We start from the raw sequence: 23,035 nt of genomic DNA on the forward strand, positions 1-23,035 counted from the left end.
GTACAGTATTAGCTCGTGAGTGTGCTCGGTGATAAGCTGCTCTTCCCATTCAATTTTTCTTGAGATGGTTATATAGCCGTGAGAGGCAATTTTATCGATGAAGGACCCCTCCTTTAGAATGATTCCTGATATGGTTCTTTCACTTCCCGCTGCAGAGATAATCTAAACTGCTTTGGCGTCAACCCCATTTGATCTTTAAACACTTTGGTAAAATAGCTTTGATTGCAAAAAGAAAATTGGTCTGCTATTTCCGCAATCTCTTTAGTAGAGAATTGCAAATAGTACTTTGCTTCCACTACTTTTCGTTGATTGCTGAATTGTTTGACCGTCATGCCTGCTTGCTGCTTGAACAGTTTCGCAAGGTAGCTTGGGCTTATTCTGATTTCTTTTGCAACGGCTTCAACCTCAATGGGTTCTTCAAGATGATGATTAATATATTCTGCTGCCTGACAGACAACTGGATGGCTGAAAAAAGGGTTTACTCTTTCGCTAATCATATCAATAAAGCTTTCAACAAGCCAATGTCCGCCCTCCACCATTTCTTCTTCAGTATGCCAGGAATAAATTAATTCAATGCTTGCTGAACTGAAACAAAAGATCTTCACTGGCGAAATGCCGAATTTTCGTATTTCGTTGGCAAACAATGCTACTTGAGTTAAATAAAAACGCGGCAATGCAGTTTCAATCGCCTCGGGGGCACGCCTGTGCAAAACTTCCTGCAGCCTGGCCATTATTTTTTGAGCTTCATGAAGTTGATTGCTCATAATATGATCCATCAGTTCTTCCTGGAGCTGATAGAAGTATTGGATCCCATCATGGTCCTGGCAATGCTCCATATCACGCATATAGTAACTGGCAAAGCGCTCCTCATATGTACGTTCTTTCATACAGACCCTCCTCTTAGGTCAAGAACTGCAATGAATTATTATCTATTATATTAATTTATTTTACATGTTTTGTAAACTTATTCCACTATTATGTAAAGGCTTTCTATTTGTAGAAGGTTCTGAATATGTTTAAATCTGAGACAGATAGAATAAGGGTTGATATACTAATCTTTTACTCTGCATGTTTATACTTTTTAACCACCCTATGGTTTTGCGATATTTTAATATTCTATATAACTAACGATTGTTGCGTTCTTTCCTAAGCTTTCCTTCTCTTCCTTCCATAGGTTTATTCATTCATACTAATTTATATGAAAATAAAGTGTTGATTGCCACTTCTTCTTTAAGGAAGCGCCTCTTACTTATGTCTTAAACAAAAAGCATTATCAGCAGACTCAATTCATTTCGGGGAACTGGTATGTATACATGAAAGGAGATTTACAGGATGAACCATTCTAAATTGGAATCTCCTGATTACCAAAGAACAATTTTCGTTCTCAGTATTGCCGTCTGGCTCACGGTGATGAACACCACCATGTTTAATGTTGCGCTCCCTGATGTTCTGGCTGAGTTTTCACTTGCACCGTCTCAAGGCGCATGGATTGTTTCCGGTTATTCAATCGTGCTTGCGATCTTTACAATTGCATACACTCGACTCTCAGACTATATTCCGATTCGAATTCTATTAACGATCGGCATCATGATTTTTGGATGCTCTTCCATTTTCGGCTTTTTTGCAGACACCTTTGGATGGCTGTTAGCTGCAAGAGTCGGGCAGGCTGCAGGCGCCGCTGCGATTCCGGGACTTTCCATGGTGTTCGCAGGGCGATTTGTTCCGATTCATCGCAGAGGCCGCGCAATGGCTATGATCGCTTCTGCGTCCTCCCTCGGCTTTGGTTTAGGTCCTGTTGTCGGAGGCACCATAACTGATATTCTAGATTGGAATTTCTTATTTATCGTGACGGTTTTTGTGATGGCTGTCATTCCGTTTTTGTTTATTTTGCTGCCTAAACAGGAAACGAGAAAGGCATCCTTTGATTTACTTGGAGGACTCTTAACCGGAGGCGCTGTTACCTCCTTTTTGCTTTTTGTCTCTACCTTTCAGTTTCTATTTCTAGGTTCATTTGTCATTCTTGCTCTCTTGCTCGCGTGGAGAATTACTCATACAGATATCCCCTTTATCCAACCGGAACTATTATCAAATCGCAGCTACCGTTTAATTGTATACCTAAGTTATATTGGGTTCACGCTGCACTTTGCTTTACTAGTATTGATGCCGCTGATGATCGGCCAGGTGTTTAATCTTTCAGCTACAATGGTAGGACTGATCATCTTTCCGGGTGCCATGCTATCTGCTGTCGCCGCGATTTATGTTGGAAGACTGATTGACGAATATGGAAATATTCGTGTCATGCTGCTCTCACAGATCCTGCTTTTGATCTCTGCGCTGATTTTTACATTCCTTTCTCCTTACAGTGTCTATATGATTATGATTGGGTATATGTTTACGAGTTTCGGTTTTTCAAGTCTATCGTCCAGCACGACCAATGAAATTTCTCGTATACTCCCAAAAGATCAAGTAGCCACTGGCATTGGAATGAAACAGCTCAGTCAATTTGTAGGAAGTGCCTCAGGCGCCGTCCTTGGGACAACCATTCTTGAATGGAGAAATGCTACCTATTCCGTTGCATCGTTTCAGTGGGCTTATGCTTCTTTAATCATTTTAATGACTCTTTCTACTGTTTTGTTTTTCATTTATCGGAAACGTGCGCAGTCACTTATTTCTTAACTGCACATGTCCATTAAGTAAATGATAATGGAAGAAGGTATCTAAAACCTTTGTAAAATGTGACGGGTTCGCTTCTAGGAGGACGCTTTCCGCAGGCAGTCGCCACCTTCCTCTTTGCTCACATCGTACTAATTATAGAATATGCTTTCTTACTTTTTAAATTAGGCTATGTTCAATAGTAATGTTGTTTTATCATGTTAAAAGAGCCTGGGACAAAAAAGTCTCAAGCTCTACGACCGGTTCACTGCGCTTCAGTCGGACGCTTTCCGCAGGGACGGCGCTGAGCCTTTTCAGAGCCTTGCTCTGTAAAGACTCAGCTTGCCGTCATGTCCTGCAGGAGTCGCCGCCTTCCGCTCTGCTCACCTACTACTGTTAATAAATAGATCCTCTTTTTTAACCTTTTTGAGTTTTTCCCAACCTCTTTTCGTTTTATTAACGCCTTGTTAAACTAACAGCACTCGTTAGTTTAAGTTCAAATTTTCACAATATGTCTCTTACGCACAAAATTCTTCAACATTGCAGGTACGATTACTTTGTGAACTTTTCTCACAATAAAAAAGTACAATTTTCCCATCCAATTATGAAAATATACTACCGTCGAAACAGTTAAGTAATTTAATCCATTCACTTCTTCTACTAAAATGGACACACGAAAATTCAAATGGCGATCATCTTCACCTAGTAATATCTCATGTAAACTACAATTCAATATACGCAATAGTCCTATTCTACTTACCTGTTCTAATTTTATATTTTCCACTTCAGACAGACTAGATGTCTTTAACCCAATAAAACTGACTACTCGGTCACGCACTTTCATTAAGTGAGAAACCCAAGAGGGGACAGTAGTCAAAAACTTGCTGGCTATAAATTTTACATCATGAGCTGATTCACCAGGAAGTAAAATTTTATATGCATCTGAATAATGTATATAAGATAAGGATTCGTTTGCTATAGAATTTTTAGGAACTGACACCTTTTCAACAATGTATTTCCCCATATTATCACCCTTCATAAAAAATTTAACGATAAAGGTCGGGTTTTATAACATAAATTTGTTAGTTAAACCAATCTAGCTCTTTAGTTCAACTTGTTTAGTTTTAAATCATGCTCTGTAAATATGAAGGGGAAAAATACTACATAGGAGCAATCTTTCTCTAAATTGCAGCAAACTCAGTGAGCTTATAGGTATACATGTTGTAGTTTTTCTGGATTCCTCACAATATAGATTCCATCAATTTGATCGTTTTTTACATGGAAACAAATAACCGTTTTGACATGATCAACTCCCCTTACCAAGAGTCCAGTTTCCCCATTTACATTAACAATTTTTACAACGGTTTGTTTCTTATCGTTATGTGACAGTAAGTTTCTGATAAAACGGATGACTACATCTTTGGAATATACTGGCTTTAAGGCAGCATATACTTTTCCGCCACCATCAGAATATAACGTAACATCCTGACGCAATAATTCTTCAATCTTCTGTATGTTTCCCTGATCTAATGCTAACACGAATGTTTTTATAATTTTATCTATTTTCGGATCATTCGGTGCTTCCACCTCTTCTTTTATCATTGGAAATTTATTCTTTACCCGGCTGAATACTTTTCTGCAATTAGATTCACTGCGATTCAAAATTTGCGAAATTGTCGAATAATCATAATCTAGCACTTCCCTAAGGATGAAAACAGCTCTCTCTACGGGTTTCAGTTTTTCCAGCAGCAGCAGAATGGCAAATGATATCGCTTCTCCGTTCATCACATCAATAATAGGATCGTTATCGTTTAAAATCAATGGTTCTGGGAGCCAGGGACCAATATAAACCTCACGTTTATGCGCGGCAGATTTTAAATGATCAATACATTTGTTTGTAACCATTTTACAAAGGTAAGCCTTCTTATTTTCCACATGCTCAATCGTTTTTTCTCCTGCCTGCAAGTACACATCATGAACAATATCTTCTGCATCAGAAACAGTGCCGAGCATCCGGTAAGCAATCGAAAATAAAAGTGGCTGAAACTGAGAATAGAGTTTCTGTAGCTCCATACCGTTATCTCCTTCCTTTAGTGAGTAATACTGGCTACATTCCATGTATATTCTCTTATCTTTTCTGCCAATTTACCTGAAAGTACAAAATCAACTCCCCATTTTTGCGCCCATACAAAACCATCGTTCGGACCGAGTCCTATACAAAGAAAATCAGGGTAGGTTTGATGGGAGTTTGCTTGAAATCCCTGAATATGTGCCTTCATAATTTTAGAAAGTCGATGAGCCTGGGAAATAGCTTCTTTGCAGCTCATTGCTGCAGCATGCCCACTTATAGGGTCAATCACATGAACACAGTCTCCAATGGCATAAATATTCTCACTCTCTACTAAGCGATACCATGAATCCACTTTTATTTTTCCTTGTTCTGTAAGAGAGAGACCTAAATCGAAAAGGCTAGGATGAGGCTTTAATCCAACTGTCCAAACACACACATCCGCTTCAAGTTCGGATTTGTCAGAGAAAACAACTTTACCGTCCGAGAATTTTTCCGCCTTTTTATTGTGCAATATATGAATATCCTGTCTCATAAGCCTGTTCTCAAGCCGTTCACTGATTTTCGCTGGAGCTTCCTCTAATAATCTCTGTTTATTATTAATAAGTAATATTTCAATTCTCTTCTGCCTATTCCCTTCTTTCTTAGTTTCATTTTTCAACCATGACCCCACTTCAGCAGCGGTTTCGATTCCTGTAACCCCACTTCCTACTATTGCCAATCGAAGTTTACTCTCTGGTGATTCCATCATCCCCAACAAATGCTGCCGAATACATTGGGCATTTTGTAAATCATTGAGCGTTATTCCTCCACATTCTGAATTCACTTCACGCAGTACACTGCCCATGGCAAGCACCAAACGGTCAAAATCCAGATGGATCAATGTCCCATCCTTCCTGTTAATGTGAACGGTTTGCTCTTTAGGATAAACTGCTGTTAACTCCCCCTGAATAAACTCAATATCAGAGCCGCAATAATGCTTTAGAGGAACATGTAAATTCGACAAATTCTCATTAACAATCCCCTTAAATAATTTAACCTTCTTAAAATGGAAAGTATTAGTATCAACCAAGATAATCCTAATGCTTCTCTTTAGCTCCTCATGAAACTCTTTCTTAAGTGCTTCGATAAGGTTGATTCCAGCATACCCGCCACCTATGACCACGATTGTTTTCTCATTTTTCATTTTAATTCTCCTTTTCATCGTCCTAATCACATGACGATTAAAGAAACCTATTTGTGACAGATGGGACCACCAAAAAGATATCAAATAGCTGTATTCTACTTTTCGTCACTACACCGTTTTGTTCGGGTCAACATATCGATAATTATCTCTGTTGTTTAACTAGTCGAGTAGAAGCAACCGTGCTAAAACAATATCAAGATTTATGTTTTTATTTCTTACCCTGTTTAAAAAGAATAGGTTCATTGCAGTGGAAGGCGGTGACTCCTGCGTGATGCAGCGGGAAGGGTGAGACGGGGCAGATGCAAAAGCATCAAACCGGCTCACCTCCCGCCACGCGGAAAGCATCCGTCTGAAACGGAAATGAACCGGTCCCCCTCTTTACAACACACAAGAGTAACATCGTTTTAAATATTCATTCAAAACGATAGATTAGGTTATTTTCTTTTGATGTTACTGTAAAAGGACAGGTTCATTGCAGTGGAAGGCGGTGACTCCTGCGTGATGCAGCGGGAAGGGTGAGACGGGGAAGATGCAAAAGCATTAAACCGGCTCACCTCCCGCCACGCGGAAAGCATCCGCCTGAAACGGAAATGAACCGGTCCCCCTCTTTACAACACACAAGAGTAACATCGTTTTAAATATTCATTCAAAAGGATAGGTTCATTGCAGTGGAAGGCGGTGACTCCTGCGTGATGCAGCGGGAAGGGTGAGACGGAGCAGATGCGAAGCAGCAAACCGGCTCACCTCCCGCCACGCGGAAAGCATCCGTCTGAAACGGAAATGAACCGGTTCATTTTTTATAATTTTATATTTTTTATAAAAATACTGTTGCATTTATTTTTATACATACTATAATGTGTCTATCTTATTTTTTCGGGGTGATGTTTTGAAGGCAGGAATTATAGGCGCTTCTGGATACGGAGGGCTTGAACTCATTAGACTTTTACACGGGCATAGTGAAGTGGAATCACTTGACCTGTTTACATCGTCTGATGAAGGAATTATATTTTCTCATAAATATGCACATTTGATGAATATTCATGACACACCTCTTCATAGAATTGATCTTGACCATTTAGCCTCCCTTGACGTTGTGTTTACGAGCACGCCAAGCGGTGTATCAAGCAAATTACTGCCTTCCCTGATTGGTAAAGGACCAAGATTGATTGATTTATCAGGGGATTTCCGGCTGCCAGAAAAAGAATATGAGCAGTGGTACAAGAAAGAAGCCGCTCCGGTTGATGCCCTGAAACAGAGCGTTTACGGATTAACGGAGTGGAACCGGGCTCAAATAAAGGAGGCTGCCCTGGTCGCAAATCCAGGCTGTTATCCAACCGCCGTTTTACTTTCTCTGCTGCCCGCTGTTAAGAACAAACTGATTGATGCCAGCAGCCTGATCATTGACGCAAAAAGCGGGGTATCTGGAGCAGGAAATAAACCTTCTCAACTCACTCATTTTAGTGAAACGAATGAAAATCTATCAATCTACAAGGTTAATCAGCATCAGCATATCCCTGAAATCGAACAGGGACTAGAATTTTTTTCCATAAAACAACAACCGATTACCTTCAGCACACATCTTGTTCCCATGACACGGGGCATTTTATCCGCTGCATATGCCCCTTTATCTGAAGGGGTTACCGAAAAACAGCTGATTGAGTGCTATAAAGAAACGTATCAGGACGAACCATTCGTGCGATTTTCTTCTCATGGTGACAAGCTTGGCACAAACCAGGTGTACGGATCAAATTACTGTGACATTCAACTTCACTTAGATCCAAGAACAAACAGGGTGACGATCGTTTCTGTTATTGACAATCTGGTAAAAGGTGCCGCTGGACAGGCGATTCAAAATATGAACCTTCAATTTGGGTTCAATGAAAAAACCGGATTGGACGTAGTACCATTATTTATTTAGCTTAAAGGAGGACTAAGATGACAACTGTTTATCCATCGATCAAACGTATTTCAGGAAACAACATCGCTTCTCCTCTTGGTTACCGCGCAGCAGGACTTCATTGCGGCATCAAGCATAAAAAAAATGATCTTGCTCTTTTAGTAAGTGACGTACCGGCCCATGCAGCCGGTGTGTATACCACGAATGCAGTTCAGGCCGCCCCTTTAATCGTTACTAAAGAAGCCATCGATCAGTCAGGCATGCTTCAGGCAATGATTGTCAACTCAGGAAATGCCAACGCCTGTACAGGCAAACAAGGCTTTGTGGATGCTAAGACCATGCAGCAGATGACTGCCGAAAAATTAGGAATTGCTCCTCATCTGGTTGGAGTGGCTTCTACTGGAGTCATTGGAGAAAAAATGCCAATGAATTGCATTAAAACCGGAATTCCTCGCCTGGAGCCGGCACCAGGATTAAAAGGCTCAATCGAATTTTCTCAATCCATTTTAACGACAGATACAGTTTCTAAAAACACAGCTTATAAAGTGGACATTGACGGGAAGTCCATTACGATTGCAGGAACTGCTAAAGGCTCCGGAATGATTCATCCTAATATGGCTACAATGCTCGGCTTCGTTACAACAGATGCAGCGATTGAATCCTACCACCTTCATCATGCTCTTACTTCTGTCGTAGACCGCACTTTTAACTCAATTACTGTAGATGGAGATACGTCGACAAATGATATGGTCATCGTAATGGCGAACGGGCTGGCCCAAAATGATGCACTTTCCCCCGCTCACCCTGACTGGAAAGTATTTGTTCAAACCCTTCTTTGTGTCTGTGAGGATCTCGGGAAGATGATAGCAAAGGATGGCGAAGGTGCAACAAAATTAATTGAGGTGGAAGTAATGGGCGCCGTCTCTGATGCAGAAGCACGCTCGATCGCCAAAAGCGTCGTTGGATCACCTTTAGTTAAAACGGCTGTTTTCGGCTGCGATGCCAATTGGGGACGGATCCTTGCGGCTGTCGGATACAGCGGCGCCACTCTTGATCCTAATGCAATTATGATTAAAATCGGCGATGCAACAGTAGTTGAAGATGGGGAACCTGTTGCTTTCTCAGAGGAAGAGCTTCTTGAATACTTAAAACAGCCTGAAATTAAATTAAAAGTGGATGTCCACCAGGGAGATGGACATGGACTTGCATGGGGGTGCGATTTAACGTATGACTACGTTCAAATCAATGCCAGTTACCGAACATAAACCTGTTTTAGTCATAAAGCTCGGTGGCAGCCTGCTCCAAAAGCTGACCTCGGCATTTTATAAAGAACTTGCACAAAAAACGCAAAGTGGACAGCGGGTTGTCATTGTTCATGGAGGCGGCCCTGCAATTAATAAGCAGCTTGAAGAAAGAAGCGTTTCAACGACTAGTGTAAATGGGCTGCGCGTCACCTCTCCTCAAGCAATGGAGATCGTTCAGAGCACCCTTGCCGGACTTGTGAACCCTTCCCTTGTTCATGAATTAACATCCGCCGGAATAAGGGCAGTCGGGCTTAACGGCTTTGATGATCAAATGCTTACTTGTACGTATCTGGATCAGGATGTGTATGGATGCGTCGGAGAAATTCAAACTGTGCAAACAGAGCTTATTCAAACTTTAATGCAGGGAGGCTTTGTTCCTGTACTGTCCTGCATCGGCCGAACAAAAGAAGGAATGGCACTGAATGTTAATGCTGACACAGTGGCTGCAAAAACAGCTCTTGCACTGCAAGCTGAAGCACTGCTTTTGGTAACAGACACTGAAGGCATTAAGCTCGACGGGAAAACCCAAAACCTGCTGACACCTGAAGCAATTAAACAAAGCATTTCATCTGGTGATATTTATGGTGGAATGATTCCAAAAGTCCATGCGGCATTCGATTGTCTCGAAGCAGGAGTTGCTTCTGTACATATTGTCGGTGAATCACTGCAAGGTACACAAATCTCACAGGAGGTGAAAGTCCATTGAGCTCTTTATTTCATAATTATGCAAGACGCCCTCTGTCTATTGTAAAAGGACAGGGTACAGTCGTTGAAGATGATTCGGGCAAATCCTATCTTGATTTCACAAGCGGAATAGCGGTAACAAACCTTGGCCATTCCCATCCGGCGATTATCGATGTTCTTCATCGTCAAAGTGAAAAACTTTGGCATATCTCAAATTTATTTGACAGTCCTGAGCAGGAAAAGCTTGCGGACGCGCTCGTATCAGACTCCCCTCTGTCTCATGCGTTTTTTTGCAACAGTGGAACAGAAGCGAATGAAGCTGCCATTAAACTTGCCAGAAAGCATACGAAAAAAAGTGTCATCATCACATGTGAGCAATCCTTTCACGGACGTACATTTGGCGCCATGTCTGCAACGGGACAGGAAAAAATAAAACAAGGCTTCGGCCCCCTTCTTGAATCGTTTCGGCATGTTCCTTTTAACCAACTAGATGCGCTCGAAGAAGCCGTAGACGAAACTGTGGCGGCCATCATGATTGAGGTAATCCAGGGTGAAGGCGGTGTTCACGTTATTAACAAAGCCTTTGCAGAAAAAGTTCAATCGATTTGTCATGACAAGGACATTTTACTAATTATTGATGAAGTTCAAACAGGCATCAGCCGCACCGGAAGCCGCTATGCTTTTGAGCAATTTGAGTTAGAGCCCGATATCGTCACACTTGCAAAGGGACTAGGAAATGGATTCCCTATTGGCGCAATGCTTGGTTCAGCTAAGCTTTTTGACTCTTTTGGTCCTGGTACGCACGGGACGACTTTTGGCGGCAATCCACTTGCTGTCAGTGTAGCGCAAAAAGTAACTGAGTTAGCTTTTGATCCATCATTTATACAACAGGTTAACGACAAAGGGACCCTTCTGAAGGAGCTGGTGTCTCCTCTTTTAAATAATAGCTCTGTAAAAGAAATCAGAGGCACAGGCCTTCTTCTCGGAATCGAATTGACCAGCGAAGTTTCTTCGATTGTAAAGCAGGCTGAGCAAGCGGGATTGCTGCTTGTTCCAGCAGGATCTCACGTGATCCGTCTGCTCCCTCCCCTCACTGTAACGAGGGAAGAGCTAATAAGCGCTTCAACTATTTTAAACGATCTTATTTTATCAAAAGTTTCGATCGACTCCTGAATAAGGAGTACTTTTTTACACTCTAATGAATATTATTACATTTATATCTATATTTATGCAATGGAGGTTAGCGATCATGAAGGGTAATATATCTTTATCAAACGGGCAATCGTTTACAGGTACTTGGAAAGGATCCATAAAAGATATACAAGGAGAAATCGTTTTTTATACAGGGATGACCGGATATGAGGAAGTCCTCACTGACCCTTCATACCACGGACAGATCATCGTGTTTTCCTACCCGCTGCTGGGTCAATATGGAATTCAGTCTGCCAACCTTGAATCTGCTGACATTCAAGTGGCAGGGATCATAGCAGCAGAGGTGTATGAGGGAGAGCTTGAAAAAGGAATGTCTTTACTCGAATTTGCTGCTTTGCAGGGAGTTCCGCTTATGACAGGTGTTGACACCCGTTCGCTTATCCAGGTCATTCGGGAAGACGGTACGATGCAAGCCGTTATGAGCCTTGAAGGCAAGCCCCTTCCAGCCTGGGAGCCGATCAAAACATTCCTGGTGCCGAATGTGACAGCCTCCTCCATTCAAACAATTGGAAACGGTGCGCTTCATATTGGATTAATCGATTTTGGCTATAAAAAATCAATCCTGCAGGCACTCCTGAATCGGGGCTGCAAGGTGACCATTTTTCCTTATACAACATCAACAGCCGATCTTGACTCTTACGGCGTCGAGGCTCTTTTATTTTCCAATGGTCCTGGTGATCCCTCTTCTCTTGAAGCATTTATACCGGTTTACAAGCAATGGGCTGAGCGCTACCCTTCTCTCGGAATCTGCCTTGGACACCAGCTTTTGGCCCTTGCCTTTGGAGCAGAAACGACTAAGCTGCCATTTGGTCATCGAGGTGCAAATCATCCTATCAGAAATACCAAGAACGGCAACGTCAGCATGAGCTCTCAAAATCACAGCTATGTAGTTGAAAGTAGGAATTTGCCTCAAACTCTCGGGATATTGTATCAAAACGTGAACGATTTAAGTATTGAAGGACTCTGCCATCATCAGCTGCCTTTGATGACTGTGCAATTTCATCCGGAAGCATCGCCGGGACCTGCTGAGCACCACGAAGTATTTGAGACGTTTTTCAGCTTGATTCACACAGAAAAGAAGGTGTCATTAAATGCCTAAGCAAGAGTCGATAAAAAAAGTACTCGTCATTGGGTCCGGCGCCATTGTCATCGGCCAAGCAGCAGAATTTGATTATTCGGGAACGCAGGCTTGTACAGCGTTGAAGGAAGAAGGCATATACGTCGTATTAGTAAATAATAACCCAGCAACGATCATGACAGATCGTACAACTGCAGACAAAGTTTACTTTGAACCGCTGACAGCTGACAGCCTTACTTCGATCATTGAACAAGAACGGCCTGATGGACTTCTTGCAACAGTCGGCGGTCAGACGGGGCTAAACCTTGCTATGGAATTGACCGATCAAGGCATCCTATCCAAATTTAACGTGCGGCTTCTTGGGACCGAAATTGAATCCATTAAACAGGCGGAAGATCGTGAAGCGTTTCGTTCTCTTATGAACAAATTGCAGGAGCCGGTTCCTGAGAGTGACATTATTTACACTGTTGAACAGGCACTGCATTTTGCAGGCTCAGTCGGGTATCCCGTCATCGTTCGTCCTGCTTATACACTTGGCGGATTTGGCGGAGGAATCGCTGAAACAAAAGAAGCATTTATTGATCTTGTGACACAAGGATTGAGCGCCAGCCCGATTAAGCAATGTCTTATTGAAAAAAGCATTGGCGGCTACAAGGAAGTGGAATATGAGGTTATGCGAGATGCATCAGGCACCTGCATTACGATCTGCAATATGGAAAATCTAGATCCTGTAGGAATTCATACCGGTGACTCTATTGTAGTCGCACCGAGTCAGACGCTGCATGATAAAGAGTATCATAGCTTAAGAACGGCATCGATAAAAATCATTGATGCACTCGGCATTGTTGGCGGCTGTAATATCCAGTTCGCTCTTCACCCAAAGACGTCTGAGTACTTTTTAATTGAGGTAAATCCTCGTGTAAGCCGTTCGTCTGCTTTAGCATCCAAGGCAACGGGTTATCCCATTGCGCGGCTCGCAGCGAAACTTGCAATTGGTTATCATCTGGATGAGCTCAAAAATCCGGTTACCGGAACGACATTTGCAAGTTTTGAACCGGCACTAGACTATGTCACAGTCAAGATTCCTCGCTGGCCTTTTGATCAGTTTCCTCAAGCAAATCGTACGCTTGGCACACAAATGAAAGCGACTGGTGAAGTCATGGCCATCGAACGGAATATGGAGGCTGCGTTTCAAAAAGCCGTCCGGTCACTTGACATCAAGCTTGAGGGATTTCTAATGCCCTCTCTTGCACTCTGCAGTGATGAAGAACTGGATCACTTGCTTGTGAAAGCAGATGATAGAAGACTGTTTGTCATGCTTGAGCTTTTTGCCCGAGGAGCATCGATTAAAGACCTTCATTCGAAAACGGATATTTCTCCTTACTTTTTAACGGTGTTAAAAAAAATCGTAACTGTGAAAGAAGAATTAAAAGAATTCACCTGGACTGAGATAACGAAAGACCGTCTTCAGTGGGCTAAAAAACACGGATTTAGTGATGCAGATCTTTCCGCGTTATGGCGTGTTCCTGCTTCTTTGATTCGAGGTCAGCGTAAAAAATGGGGGCTAATTCCTTCTTATCGCATGGTAGATACATGCGCAGCTGAATTCGAAGCGAGAACCAATTATTTTTACTCCACCTGGAGCGGCACATCCGATTACCGGAGCAACAAAGGGAAAAAAGTGGCCGTAATTGGCTCAGGTCCTATCCGCATCGGTCAGGGGATTGAGTTTGACTACTGCTGCGTTCATAGCGTTATGGCCCTTCAAAAGCTCGGATATGAAGCAGTAATGATCAATAATAACCCTGAAACCGTCAGCACGGATTACGAGGTGGCAGACGCCCTTTATTTTGAACCGCTGACAACTGAAGACATTTTGAATGTACTGGACTTTGAAGGCATTGACCAGGTAATCGTTCAGTTTGGCGGCCAGACTTCGATTAATGTTGCAGCCTCCCTTGAAGAAGCAGGGATTACAATTTTAGGCTCGAGTTCTGACGTTCTTGATCAAATGGAGGATCGGGACCGTTTTTATTCTTTTTTAGAGTCGATTCACCTCCCTGTTATTCCAGGCTATACGGCCAATCAGCCCGCTGAAATCTGGCAGGCAGTCGCCTCCATCGGCTTTCCGCTTTTATTAAGACCGTCGTATGTGATCGGAGGAAGCGGCATGATCAAGCTCAATAGCGAACAGGAACTCGATGATTATTTAGCTGCTTCTGTAATTGAATACCCGGTATTGGTGGACCGTTTCATTGAAGGAAAAGAAGTAGAGGTAGACGTTCTGTCTGATGGGAATAATGCGTGGATTGCGGCTGTCTTTGAACATATTGAAGGAACGGGGGTTCATTCCGGAGACAGTATTTCCATTACGCCTCCCCTTAACCTACCTGCTAAAATGCTCGATCATGTATGCCATGTTTCCAAACATATTGCGAGAAAGCTTGATTTCAAAGGACTTTTTAACATTCAATTTGTCTGTCAAAAGGACGGTTTATATGTGATTGAAATAAACCCGAGAGCTTCCCGAACCGCTCCAATCAGCAGTAAAGTCACAGATGTGCCGCTTGTTCAACATGCGACTGCATTGATGCTTGGCAAAACGTTTGACGAACTGAATATTTTAGCTGATTTTAACGGTCAGCGTAAATTCACCGTTAAAGCACCTGTTTTTTCACACGTGAAACTGCCGAATCTTTCACCGGCGCTGTCCCCTGTTATGACATCAACTGGTGAAGTGATCGCTTCTCATTCTGATCCTGCTATTGCCCTCCACCAGGCGCTTGTTGGTGCGAGTCAGCAGCTCGCTGATCTTTGGTCAGAAAATGGGAGTTTGTTTGTAGAAGCTTCTTCCTTGCCGCTTATTGATCAAAAAGCTTGGGAACTGCATGGATTCACAGTCTATTCATCTCAATCCCTTTCATTTGAAAAATGGATGAAAAAAGACAATAAAAAGGCTTATATCAATCTATATCCTGATGGTGATGCGCTTCACGCAAAAAAAGCTGCCATTCACCGTCTGCATGCATGGACACGTCTTGAAACCGTCGAAGCGTTTCTCGGAACTCTCGGCCAATCCACCTTCACTCAGAAAGGAGTGCTGACATGAATTACTCAACCCGTCCCTTGATTCCGACGATTGCACAAAAGAACCTGCAATCGCTGAAAGATTATACAGCTAGCGAACTACTCGATCTGCTTCATTTTGCAATAGAATTAAAAAAACCTGAAAATAAGTATCTTCCCCTTCTAGAAGGAAAAGTTCTTGGAATGATTTTCGAAAAATCCTCTACCAGAACCCGCGTCTCTTTTGAAGCCGGGATGCTGCAGCTTGGCGGACATGCCATGTACTTAAGCACTCGTGATATCCAGATGGGAAGAGGCGAAACGGTTGCTGATACAGCTCGCGTTTTGTCAGGGTATCTGGATGGCATTATGATTCGAACCTTTCATCAGACAACAGTAGAAGAACTGGCACAGGCAAGCTTGGTTCCTGTCATTAATGGCTTAACAGATGATTATCATCCCTGTCAGATTTTAGCTGACCTGTTGACGATCTATGAGCACTTCGGGACGTTTAAAGGAAAAAAACTGACCTATATTGGAGACGGCAATAATGTGGCTCATTCCCTTATGATTGGAGCTGCTAAAGTAGGCATGGACTGCACCATCGCGGCTCCGGCAAAATACTTCCCTAAAGCTGCTATGGTTGAACTGGCTCAATCCTTTGCAGCTTTCAGCGGTGCAAAAATAGAAATTACAGAAGATCCCCTAAAAGCTGTTAAAGAGAGCGATATTCTTTACACAGACGTGTGGGCAAGTATGGGGCAGGAAAAAGAGGCATTAGCGCGCATGCAGCACTTCGCTCCTTATCAGGTAAATGAAAAATTGGCCGCCTATGCTAACCCGGACTATCTCTTTATGCATTGTCTTCCTGCTCATCGGGAAGAAGAAGTCACCACCTCTATACTTGAAGGACCTCATTCGGTCGTCTTCCAGCAAGCAGAAAATCGTCTGCATGCCCAAAAAGCATTGCTTGCTGCTCTGATGAAATAAGTATGCTGAAGTACAACTGATTGAATGATTCCTCTCAAAGAGACCGGGACCATCAGCCTTATCATAACTCTTAAAACGAAGAATAGCGGGTACTCTCATCTATCGAGGGTACCCACTATTCTTCGTCTGCTTGATTTTATATTAAATGTGATGATATCAAAACCTTCAAGCCTCTAAATTCCAAATGTATTGCCCCCGTTAACCGAGAGCGATTGTCCTGTAATGAATTTTGAGTCAGAGGACGCGAGAAAAACGACCGCATTCGCAATGTCCTCTCCTTCCCCCGTTTTTCTCAATGGGACGGATGCGGCATAGCCGCTTGGATCGACTCCTTCATGTCTTTCTACTGGAATAAAACCAGGATTAATTAGATTAACCCCAATGCCGTGCGGACCAAGTTCGCTTGCCCAAGAACGGGTCATGCCAAGCTGAGCAGATTTAGCTGTTACATAGCTTGAAAAATCGGGATTGCCAAGCTGGATGACTTCACTGCCTATTAGGATAATCCTTCCTTCCTTTTTCTTTTTCATCTCAGGAAGAACCGCTTTAGTCAGCAGCAGCGGCGCCTTTACGAAGAAATCGAGCTGATCCAGATAATCCTGCCAGCTGCTTTCTTCTATTGAAAGCTCCGGTTGTGGGCCGGTTGCATTATTAACCAGAATATCGATGCTGCCTCCCGCTATTTTCTCTGCCTCCTGAACCAAATTTTGCACCGCTTCTTCATTGGTGATATCCCCCTTAAGTTCAAAGGCAGCTCCTCCCTTTGCTTTAATTTGTTCAACCGTATTTTGAGCGGCTGTTTGGTTATTCGCATAATTGACGATCACCGCAGCGCCTGATAAAGCCAGCGCTTCGCTTATGTATTTACCAAGTCCCCTTGATCCACCCGTAACAAGGGCGATTTTTCCATCTAAACGATTATTCATTTCTTCCTCCCCCTTCGCTTTCTATATCACCGAAAATGTGAAGTCATCTCAGCGCAAAAACTAACTTTAAATTTTTAGTTTTTTATATCTTATCACAGATCATTTAGCATCAATCTTCTTATTTCATTCATTAAATAAAACGATTAAGATTATCCGTTATGTTTTGTATACTGTTTGTAGAATAAAAAAAAGGAGGTCAAGTGATGAATACCATGCTTCAATTTTCTTCTTCCCCATCAAACTTTATGCTTACAGGAGTACCTATATTTATTGCCATTGTATTTATTATTGTGTTTGGGATCATTATATATACTTCAATAAAGGGTGTTTCTGTCTGGTCAAGCAATAATCGAGCGCCCCGCGTACAGGAGGAAGCGCTGGTTCTCTCGAAAAGAACAGAGAACCGCTCAGTTGGAGGTAACCAGCATCCGCGTACGACTTCGTATTACTACATTACTTTTGAGTTCATAAACGGGACGAGAAAAGAGTTCGAGGTTAAAGGAAATGAATTTGGCCTCTTAGCAGAAGGAGATAAAGGCTCTCTCGACTATCAAGGCACCCGTTTTCATAAATTTATGAGAGAATCTTCTTAAAGTAGGACATAGTAAATTATGATATAATAAGTATAGAAAAAAATTGAGTTTACCGGAGGCACTATGCTTACATTTGAAGAAAAAATAGCTATATTTGAATCGTACCCTGAATTGACCCGAAATGATGTATCTCTTGGACGCGTGAACTTTCTTTTTGAGGAAAGCAAAAGAGACAAATCCATTGTCGGCTATCATCTTCATCCCAATGGAAATGGCTTTATTTTTGGAGGTTTTGTAAAGGGATATAAAAAAAATGAAAAAGGCATGATCAATATACGTGAATTTCCTGAAGAAGACATTCGTCTTGTAATTGAAAAATCGATTCATTCCCTTTCTCAAGAACCCCATGAAGATTTGGCTGATTTTGAGCCTGCTGTAGAAGAAAAATGGATGAACCGTAATCTGCAAACGCTGATGTTAACGAAGGAAGAGGATATGTGGAGTGTGTATGCGGGTAAAAACCTGGATGGAATCTTCCCTTCATATAACGAAGCGGCTTCCTATTTAGAAGAAGAGGGTTTTACAAAGAAAATGTATTGATCTTTGAGAAACGCAAAAAAAAGCTTGCAGGGAAATCTAATCTGTAACCTGTGTAGTAGACACTTTAAAAAAAGCGTCTACTACACAGGTTTTTTATGTACAATGAATTAATTAGAACGGGGGGAGTACATGAGTAAGAAGATTTTTTCTTCAAAAGAAATCCAACTATTATCTATAAATCCTTATGTGAAATCAATTAGCCCGAAGGGAATTACTTATAGTGAAGAGTTTAAGGAGCTTTTTATAGCTCAATACGAAAAGGGGAAATTTCCGAGTGATATATTCAGGGAGTATGGATTAGATCCGGAGGTTGTCGGTGAAAGACGGATTAATTCAGCTAGTAAAAGATGGCGAGAAGCATACCGTAAAAACGGCGCTATGGGGCTCCGTGATACAAGACCAGGAAACTCAGGGAGACCAAGTGATAGAGAGCTTTCTATTGAAGAAAAATATAAAAAGTTACAGGCTGAGCTTAATCTTGTGAAAGCAGAAAATGAACTATTAAAAAAGATACGATTAGAAGAAAGGAGGATGAAAAAGAAATAACCCTAACAGCCGAACAGAAATTCACCCTAATTCAATCTGTCATCGATAAATACAACTTAACAAGAATGGTATCTCACCTGTGTAAAATAGCTGGTGTCTCGCGTCAGGGCTATTATAATTACTTTTCACCGAAACAAGTTCAAAGAAGAAGAGATCGGGAGAAAAAAGATAACTCCCTTAGGGAGTTGGTTTTAAAAGCCTATCATTTTAAGAACCGTAAAAAAGGGGCTCGCCAGATTAAGATGGTATTGGCAGGTCAGTTTGGCGTTGTCTTCAACCTTAAGAGAATAAGAAGAATTATGAAGAAATACAGAATCGAGAGTCCTTTTAGGAGAGCAAATCCTTATAAGCGCATCATGAAAGCGACTCAGGAGCACAAGGTCGTTAAAAACATTCTTAACAGGGAGTTTAAACAGGGTATCCCTTACAAGGTCCTCCTTACAGATATCACCTATCTTTATTATGGAAAAGGTAAAAGAGCATATCTCTCCACCATTCTTGATGCATCAACTAATGAAGTCTTAGCTCATCAGGTCTCTGATCGAGTAACCATTGATATTGCGACAGATACACTTAAGAAATTAAAGAAAAACAGGCGCATTAAACTGGTGAAAGGCGCCTATATACATTCTGATCAGGGAAGTCATTATACCAGCCCTATTTTTCAAAAATTAGTGAAGAAATTTAGATTGGATCAATCCATGTCCAGGAGAGGAAACTGTTGGGACAATGCTCCGCAGGAATCGTTCTTTGGGCATTTTAAGGACCTCGCTCATTTTGAGTCATGTGAAACATTAGAAGAACTTAAACAGGAAGTGAAAGCTGCCATCCACTATTATAATCACTATAGATATCAATGGAATATGAAAAAGATGACCCCTGTCCAATACAGAGATCATCTTCTTAAAGTGGCCTAGCTTTTTTAAAATGTCCTTTACAAAGGGTACGGATTAATCCCCTGCAAGCTTTTTTCTTTTCTTATAATCGATCTTTTCCTCTGAATACACGTTCTTCTTCAAGTAAACGACGGTCGTCTACTGAGTTTTCCCGGCTTTTATTTGTTAGCAGCGGGTCTGCTTTATCACGATCTTTATTTCCATTATTATCGTTTGCGTTGACGTCGTGGTTATGCTGATTTCTTTCATCGTCTCCAGCATCTTCTACGTTCTGTCCGCCCCACAGTCGATTTTCATCATCTTCATATTTTTCTGCATTTCTATTGTCTACTTCAGTGTTGCCGACATTGACAGTGTCTTCACCTTTGTTTGAATACGTGCCCGATGTTCCTGGTGAACGGTCTTTCCACTCCCCATTGTCAACGGATTCATTTTGTGCTGTGCATCCTTCCTGATCCGGACGGATATCATTCCTTGGTGTTCCTGAGTCAACAGCATCAGAAGAGGTTTCGTTGTACATAGGATTGCTGCCGTTGTCACTGCCGCTTGTTGTGCCGCCAAATTTTTCTTTATCTCTGCTTGAAGGCTCATAGTTTTTGCCGTTATCGCTGCCCGGCTCAGTATGAGTAGATTCATTTGTAAAATTCGTTCCCTTTACTTTACGGTCTTGTTCAAGCCCAGTAGGCGGAGCGATGTTTTCATCCACGTAGTTGGAATTGTCCGACCCGGTAGACTGAATCCCTTCGCGTTCATCTGAATCTGCATAAGCAGTTGATGATGAATCTCCGTAATGTCTATCTGCATAAAGAAGAATAGAGCCGTTATTTACATCATCGTAGTAGCGCTCAGCATCTTCACGTTCCATGCCCATTCTGTTGAACGCTTCTCTTACAGGAGAATCTCCTGTAACAAATGCTTTAAATTTGTCCATCCAGTTGCCCTCGGATGATTCGAGATCCACGTCTGTACGACCTCTTACTAAGGAAAGTTCATCTTTATCTCTTGCCATTACATACATATCTTCTTCAGAATAACCCTGCACTTTCAATTCTTCAATTTTATCCAATACCTCTTGTTCTGATCTGAATGTTTCAACATAGTTTGCTGACATTTCAATTCCTCCTAGTCATAGTAAAACTTTGTTGCATTTGTTTTCAGTTTTTGAGGTGGTTATCCGGTTAGCCTTTTTAGACCGTACAGCGCACCAATGAATAAATATAGTTAATTGTTGTTTTCGTGCTATAGCATACTTATGATTTACCCGTCTATCTTTTTTTAAAACTGTTTGGAGCAGGCTCTGGAATGAAATCCTTCTAATGGACTATTTTTATTTCTTCCAAATTTGTACATGGCTAAAATGTTATAGGTGTATAAGAAGTTTTTCCAGGAATCGACATGAACTCCTGTTATCCATTCTTGCTGTCTGACAAAGAGGGTAACCCGTTTTTTCTTTTTCATAAATGGAAAAACCCCCAATGAGGTTAAACTCATTGGGGGTTTCATCCGTTATTCTTTATCCATATCGTTTGGGTGAGGACCTTTTCGTTCGTTGCGATCCAGATTATTGATACTCTTCATTTCATCTTCCGTCAATTCAAAGTCAAACACATCGAAGTTTGATTCAATCCGCGAAGGCGTAACAGACTTCGGAATTACAATTGAATTGCTTTGAATATGCCAGCGAATAACTACTTGAGCCGGCTCTTTGCCATACTTTTCAGCAATGTTGCGGATCGTATCGTCTTCTAATACAGCTCCGCCCTGCATGATTGGGCTCCATGATTCTAAAAAGATTTCATTTTTCGCACAAAATTCTTTTAGCTCATGCTGACCAAGGTACGGGTGGCATTCAACTTGATTTACTGCAGGTTTAACCGTGCATTCGTCAAGCAACCGCTGCAAATGGTCAACTTCAAAGTTACAAACACCAATGGCTTTAACTTTTCCGTCTTCATAGAGCTTTTCCATCGCCTTGTATGTATCTACATACCGGTCTTTTCCAGGCATCGGCCAGTGAATTAGATATAAATCAACGTAATCAAGACCCAGTTTTTCAAGGCTTTCATCTAAAGCCTTAATCGTCGTATCGTAGCCTTGATCCGCATTCCATACTTTTGTTGTAACGAAAAGATCTTCACGCGCGATACCAGACGCCTTAATGCCTTCGCCTACTCCAACTTCGTTTTTGTAAATGGCTGCTGTATCGATTGAACGATACCCTACTTCAATTGCTTTTTGCACAGCATCTGCAGCTTCCTTGCCATCTTCCACCTGCCAAACACCAAGTCCGATTTGCGGCATTTCAACACCATTGTTAAGCGTAATTGTATTCACAGTAAAACTCCTTTCGGTAATCGAAATAGTTACTAGCTTAGTATAGTCGTGTCTTTAAACTAAATCTATTATTATGCACTTACTCATTTCAAATACCCTTTAATAGGAACAAAAAACCTATAGATTAAAGAACAAACTTTTTAATAGCTTTCGCGACTCCGTCTTGTTCATTCGTCTCAGTTATCCAGTCCGCTTCCTGTTTGACCTTCTGCTGAGCATTGCCCATCGCCACTCCCACACCTGCTTCTTTGATCATAGCGAGATCGTTTAAGCTGTCACCTACTGTCATAACCTCGTCCATCGTGATATTAAGGAGATCACATACTTTTCGGATCGCAGCGGCTTTATTGATGCCCGCAGCATTTACCTCTATATTGGTTTCACTGGAATTTGTGACTTCCAAAAATTCATTCGTTGCAAGCTCTTCCCGAATACTTTCCCGGACAGCATCATCCTCAATATCAAATCCGAACTTCAGCCACTCATGCTCATCAAGCGTTTGTGGAAACGAAGTCGTTTTATTCCATACTCCGCCAACCGTTGAGGACCAATAATGCGTTTCATGCTGTTGAGCAAGCCTGTACATCTGATCAATATGCTCGACATCAATCATCGTCCGATCAATTAAATTTAAATCCGCATCCCATATTTCGCTTCCATTCACCGTAATTAAGTAGGAGGCAAGCTCAAGCGACTCCACGATTTCCTGGCAATTTATTAAAGGTCGCCCGGTGCTGACCATAACCTTGACTCCTTTTTGCTGAGCTTCTTTAATCGTTTTACGTGTGTAGTCTGACACCGTGTGGTCATTCTTCAATAACGTGCCGTCCATATCCAATGCAATTAGTTTTATATTTTTTGACTCCATTATTCTGTTTCGTCTCCTTCCGGCTTCTCGATTTCCTGATTGTAGTATAGCGCGTGTGACCAGTAAAATCGAATGGTCTACATTATTGGTAATGATGGACAATTGAACGCCCCGCAAACATTCCATTACGTATGAGTTGTGTTGCTATTTAAAGATAAAGCTTATTCAAAGAAGGAAATTTCACTCTTTTTGTCA

At 41.8% G+C, this 23,035-nt stretch carries 19 protein-coding genes; 11 read left to right on the forward strand and 8 right to left on the reverse strand.

Translation table 11 applies throughout. The features are described from left to right. Positions 1-113: 113 nt before the first annotated feature. Positions 114-887: a helix-turn-helix transcriptional regulator gene (locus KR50_RS00665; RefSeq protein ID WP_041053602.1), complete on the reverse strand. Its 774-nt coding sequence runs from the start codon at positions 885-887 to the stop codon at positions 114-116. A gap of 445 nt (positions 888-1,332) precedes the next feature. Here KR50_RS00665 and KR50_RS00670 point away from each other — a divergent pair, with 445 nt between their 5' ends. Next, positions 1,333-2,676, forward strand: coding sequence for an MFS transporter (locus KR50_RS00670; RefSeq protein WP_041053605.1), 1,344 nt, complete (start codon positions 1,333-1,335; stop codon positions 2,674-2,676). Between the two features lie 472 nt (positions 2,677-3,148). Here the strand turns inward: KR50_RS00670 and KR50_RS00675 are convergent, their stop codons facing one another. The 3 genes from KR50_RS00675 to KR50_RS00685 all read right to left on the reverse strand — a co-directional run bounded on the left by KR50_RS00675 (position 3,149) and on the right by KR50_RS00685 (position 5,906). After that, positions 3,149-3,676 (reverse strand): DUF2867 domain-containing protein, encoded by a 528-nt coding sequence (locus KR50_RS00675; RefSeq protein WP_052476622.1) that lies wholly within the window; start codon positions 3,674-3,676, stop codon positions 3,149-3,151. Between the two features lie 182 nt (positions 3,677-3,858). Further along, the gene (locus KR50_RS00680) at positions 3,859-4,725 is read right to left on the reverse strand and encodes an RNA polymerase sigma-70 factor (RefSeq protein ID WP_041053607.1); all 867 of its coding nucleotides are present in this window, start codon (positions 4,723-4,725) and stop codon (positions 3,859-3,861) included. Between the two features lie 17 nt (positions 4,726-4,742). Beyond that, positions 4,743-5,906: an NAD(P)/FAD-dependent oxidoreductase gene (locus KR50_RS00685; RefSeq protein WP_041053608.1), complete on the reverse strand. Its 1,164-nt coding sequence runs from the start codon at positions 5,904-5,906 to the stop codon at positions 4,743-4,745. Positions 5,907-6,792: 886 nt separating this feature from the next. Here KR50_RS00685 and argC point away from each other — a divergent pair. From argC to argF, 7 genes are all read left to right on the forward strand, one after another. Further along, positions 6,793-7,824 carry an N-acetyl-gamma-glutamyl-phosphate reductase gene (gene argC / locus KR50_RS00690; RefSeq protein ID WP_041053611.1) on the forward strand — a complete coding sequence of 344 codons (1,032 nt, stop codon included), beginning with the start codon at positions 6,793-6,795 and terminating at the stop codon, positions 7,822-7,824. A gap of 17 nt (positions 7,825-7,841) precedes the next feature. Then, positions 7,842-9,068 carry a bifunctional ornithine acetyltransferase/N-acetylglutamate synthase gene (gene argJ / locus KR50_RS00695; RefSeq protein WP_041053614.1) on the forward strand — a complete coding sequence of 409 codons (1,227 nt, stop codon included), beginning with the start codon at positions 7,842-7,844 and terminating at the stop codon, positions 9,066-9,068. Next, positions 9,031-9,813 (forward strand): acetylglutamate kinase, encoded by a 783-nt coding sequence (gene argB, locus KR50_RS00700; protein ID WP_041053617.1) that lies wholly within the window; start codon positions 9,031-9,033, stop codon positions 9,811-9,813. Before argJ ends, argB begins: the two co-directional genes overlap by 38 nt. Continuing rightward, entirely contained in the window at positions 9,810-10,964 is a 1,155-nt protein-coding gene (locus tag KR50_RS00705; protein WP_041053620.1) for an acetylornithine transaminase, read from the forward strand. The genes argB and KR50_RS00705 overlap by 4 nt, the downstream gene beginning before the upstream one ends. A gap of 76 nt (positions 10,965-11,040) precedes the next feature. Then, positions 11,041-12,102, forward strand: a complete 1,062-nt coding sequence (locus KR50_RS00710) for a carbamoyl phosphate synthase small subunit (protein WP_041053623.1) — start codon at positions 11,041-11,043, stop codon at positions 12,100-12,102. Further along, on the forward strand, positions 12,095-15,190 hold the full coding sequence (locus KR50_RS00715; protein WP_041053625.1) for a carbamoyl phosphate synthase large subunit: 3,096 nt from the start codon (positions 12,095-12,097) through the stop codon (positions 15,188-15,190). Before KR50_RS00710 ends, KR50_RS00715 begins: the two co-directional genes overlap by 8 nt. After that, positions 15,187-16,137, forward strand: a complete 951-nt coding sequence (gene argF / locus KR50_RS00720) for an ornithine carbamoyltransferase (RefSeq protein WP_052476625.1) — start codon at positions 15,187-15,189, stop codon at positions 16,135-16,137. The genes KR50_RS00715 and argF overlap by 4 nt, the downstream gene beginning before the upstream one ends. A gap of 173 nt (positions 16,138-16,310) precedes the next feature. On the opposite strand, the gene KR50_RS00725 is transcribed toward argF, so the two are convergent. Continuing rightward, positions 16,311-17,063, reverse strand: coding sequence for an SDR family oxidoreductase (locus tag KR50_RS00725; protein WP_041053626.1), 753 nt, complete (start codon positions 17,061-17,063; stop codon positions 16,311-16,313). 203 nt (positions 17,064-17,266) lie between these two features. On the opposite strand from KR50_RS00725, the gene KR50_RS00730 reads away from it, so the two are divergent. The 3 genes from KR50_RS00730 (at position 17,267) to KR50_RS18130 (ending at position 19,659) form a co-directional block, all read left to right on the forward strand. Further along, complete coding sequence (locus KR50_RS00730) at positions 17,267-17,656, forward strand: DUF2500 domain-containing protein (RefSeq protein ID WP_052476627.1); 390 nt, start codon at positions 17,267-17,269, stop codon at positions 17,654-17,656. Positions 17,657-17,719: 63 nt separating this feature from the next. Beyond that, a complete protein-coding gene (locus KR50_RS00735; protein WP_041053627.1) occupies positions 17,720-18,196 on the forward strand; it encodes a hypothetical protein in 477 nt (158 codons plus the stop codon). A 129-nt stretch (positions 18,197-18,325) separates the two neighbouring features. Beyond that, a protein-coding gene (locus tag KR50_RS18130; RefSeq protein WP_232304221.1) for an IS3 family transposase occupies positions 18,326-19,659 on the forward strand; the annotation gives its coding sequence in 2 pieces (ribosomal slippage) (positions 18,326-18,716 and positions 18,716-19,659; 1,335 coding nt in all). 61 nt (positions 19,660-19,720) lie between these two features. On the opposite strand, the gene KR50_RS17890 is transcribed toward KR50_RS18130, so the two are convergent. The 3 genes from KR50_RS17890 to KR50_RS00765 all read right to left on the reverse strand — a co-directional run bounded on the left by KR50_RS17890 (position 19,721) and on the right by KR50_RS00765 (position 22,840). Next, positions 19,721-20,749, reverse strand: a complete 1,029-nt coding sequence (locus tag KR50_RS17890; RefSeq protein WP_052476629.1) for a general stress protein — start codon at positions 20,747-20,749, stop codon at positions 19,721-19,723. Positions 20,750-21,144: 395 nt separating this feature from the next. Then, the gene (locus KR50_RS00760) at positions 21,145-21,972 is read right to left on the reverse strand and encodes an aldo/keto reductase (protein ID WP_041053631.1); all 828 of its coding nucleotides are present in this window, start codon (positions 21,970-21,972) and stop codon (positions 21,145-21,147) included. A 124-nt stretch (positions 21,973-22,096) separates the two neighbouring features. Continuing rightward, positions 22,097-22,840 carry a Cof-type HAD-IIB family hydrolase gene (locus KR50_RS00765; protein WP_041053632.1) on the reverse strand — a complete coding sequence of 248 codons (744 nt, stop codon included), beginning with the start codon at positions 22,838-22,840 and terminating at the stop codon, positions 22,097-22,099. Between the last annotated feature and the right edge of the window lie 195 nt (positions 22,841-23,035).

It is taken from the genome of Jeotgalibacillus campisalis, from assembly GCF_000829515.1.
GTDB classification, from domain to species: Bacteria; Bacillota; Bacilli; order Bacillales; family Jeotgalibacillaceae; genus Jeotgalibacillus; species Jeotgalibacillus campisalis.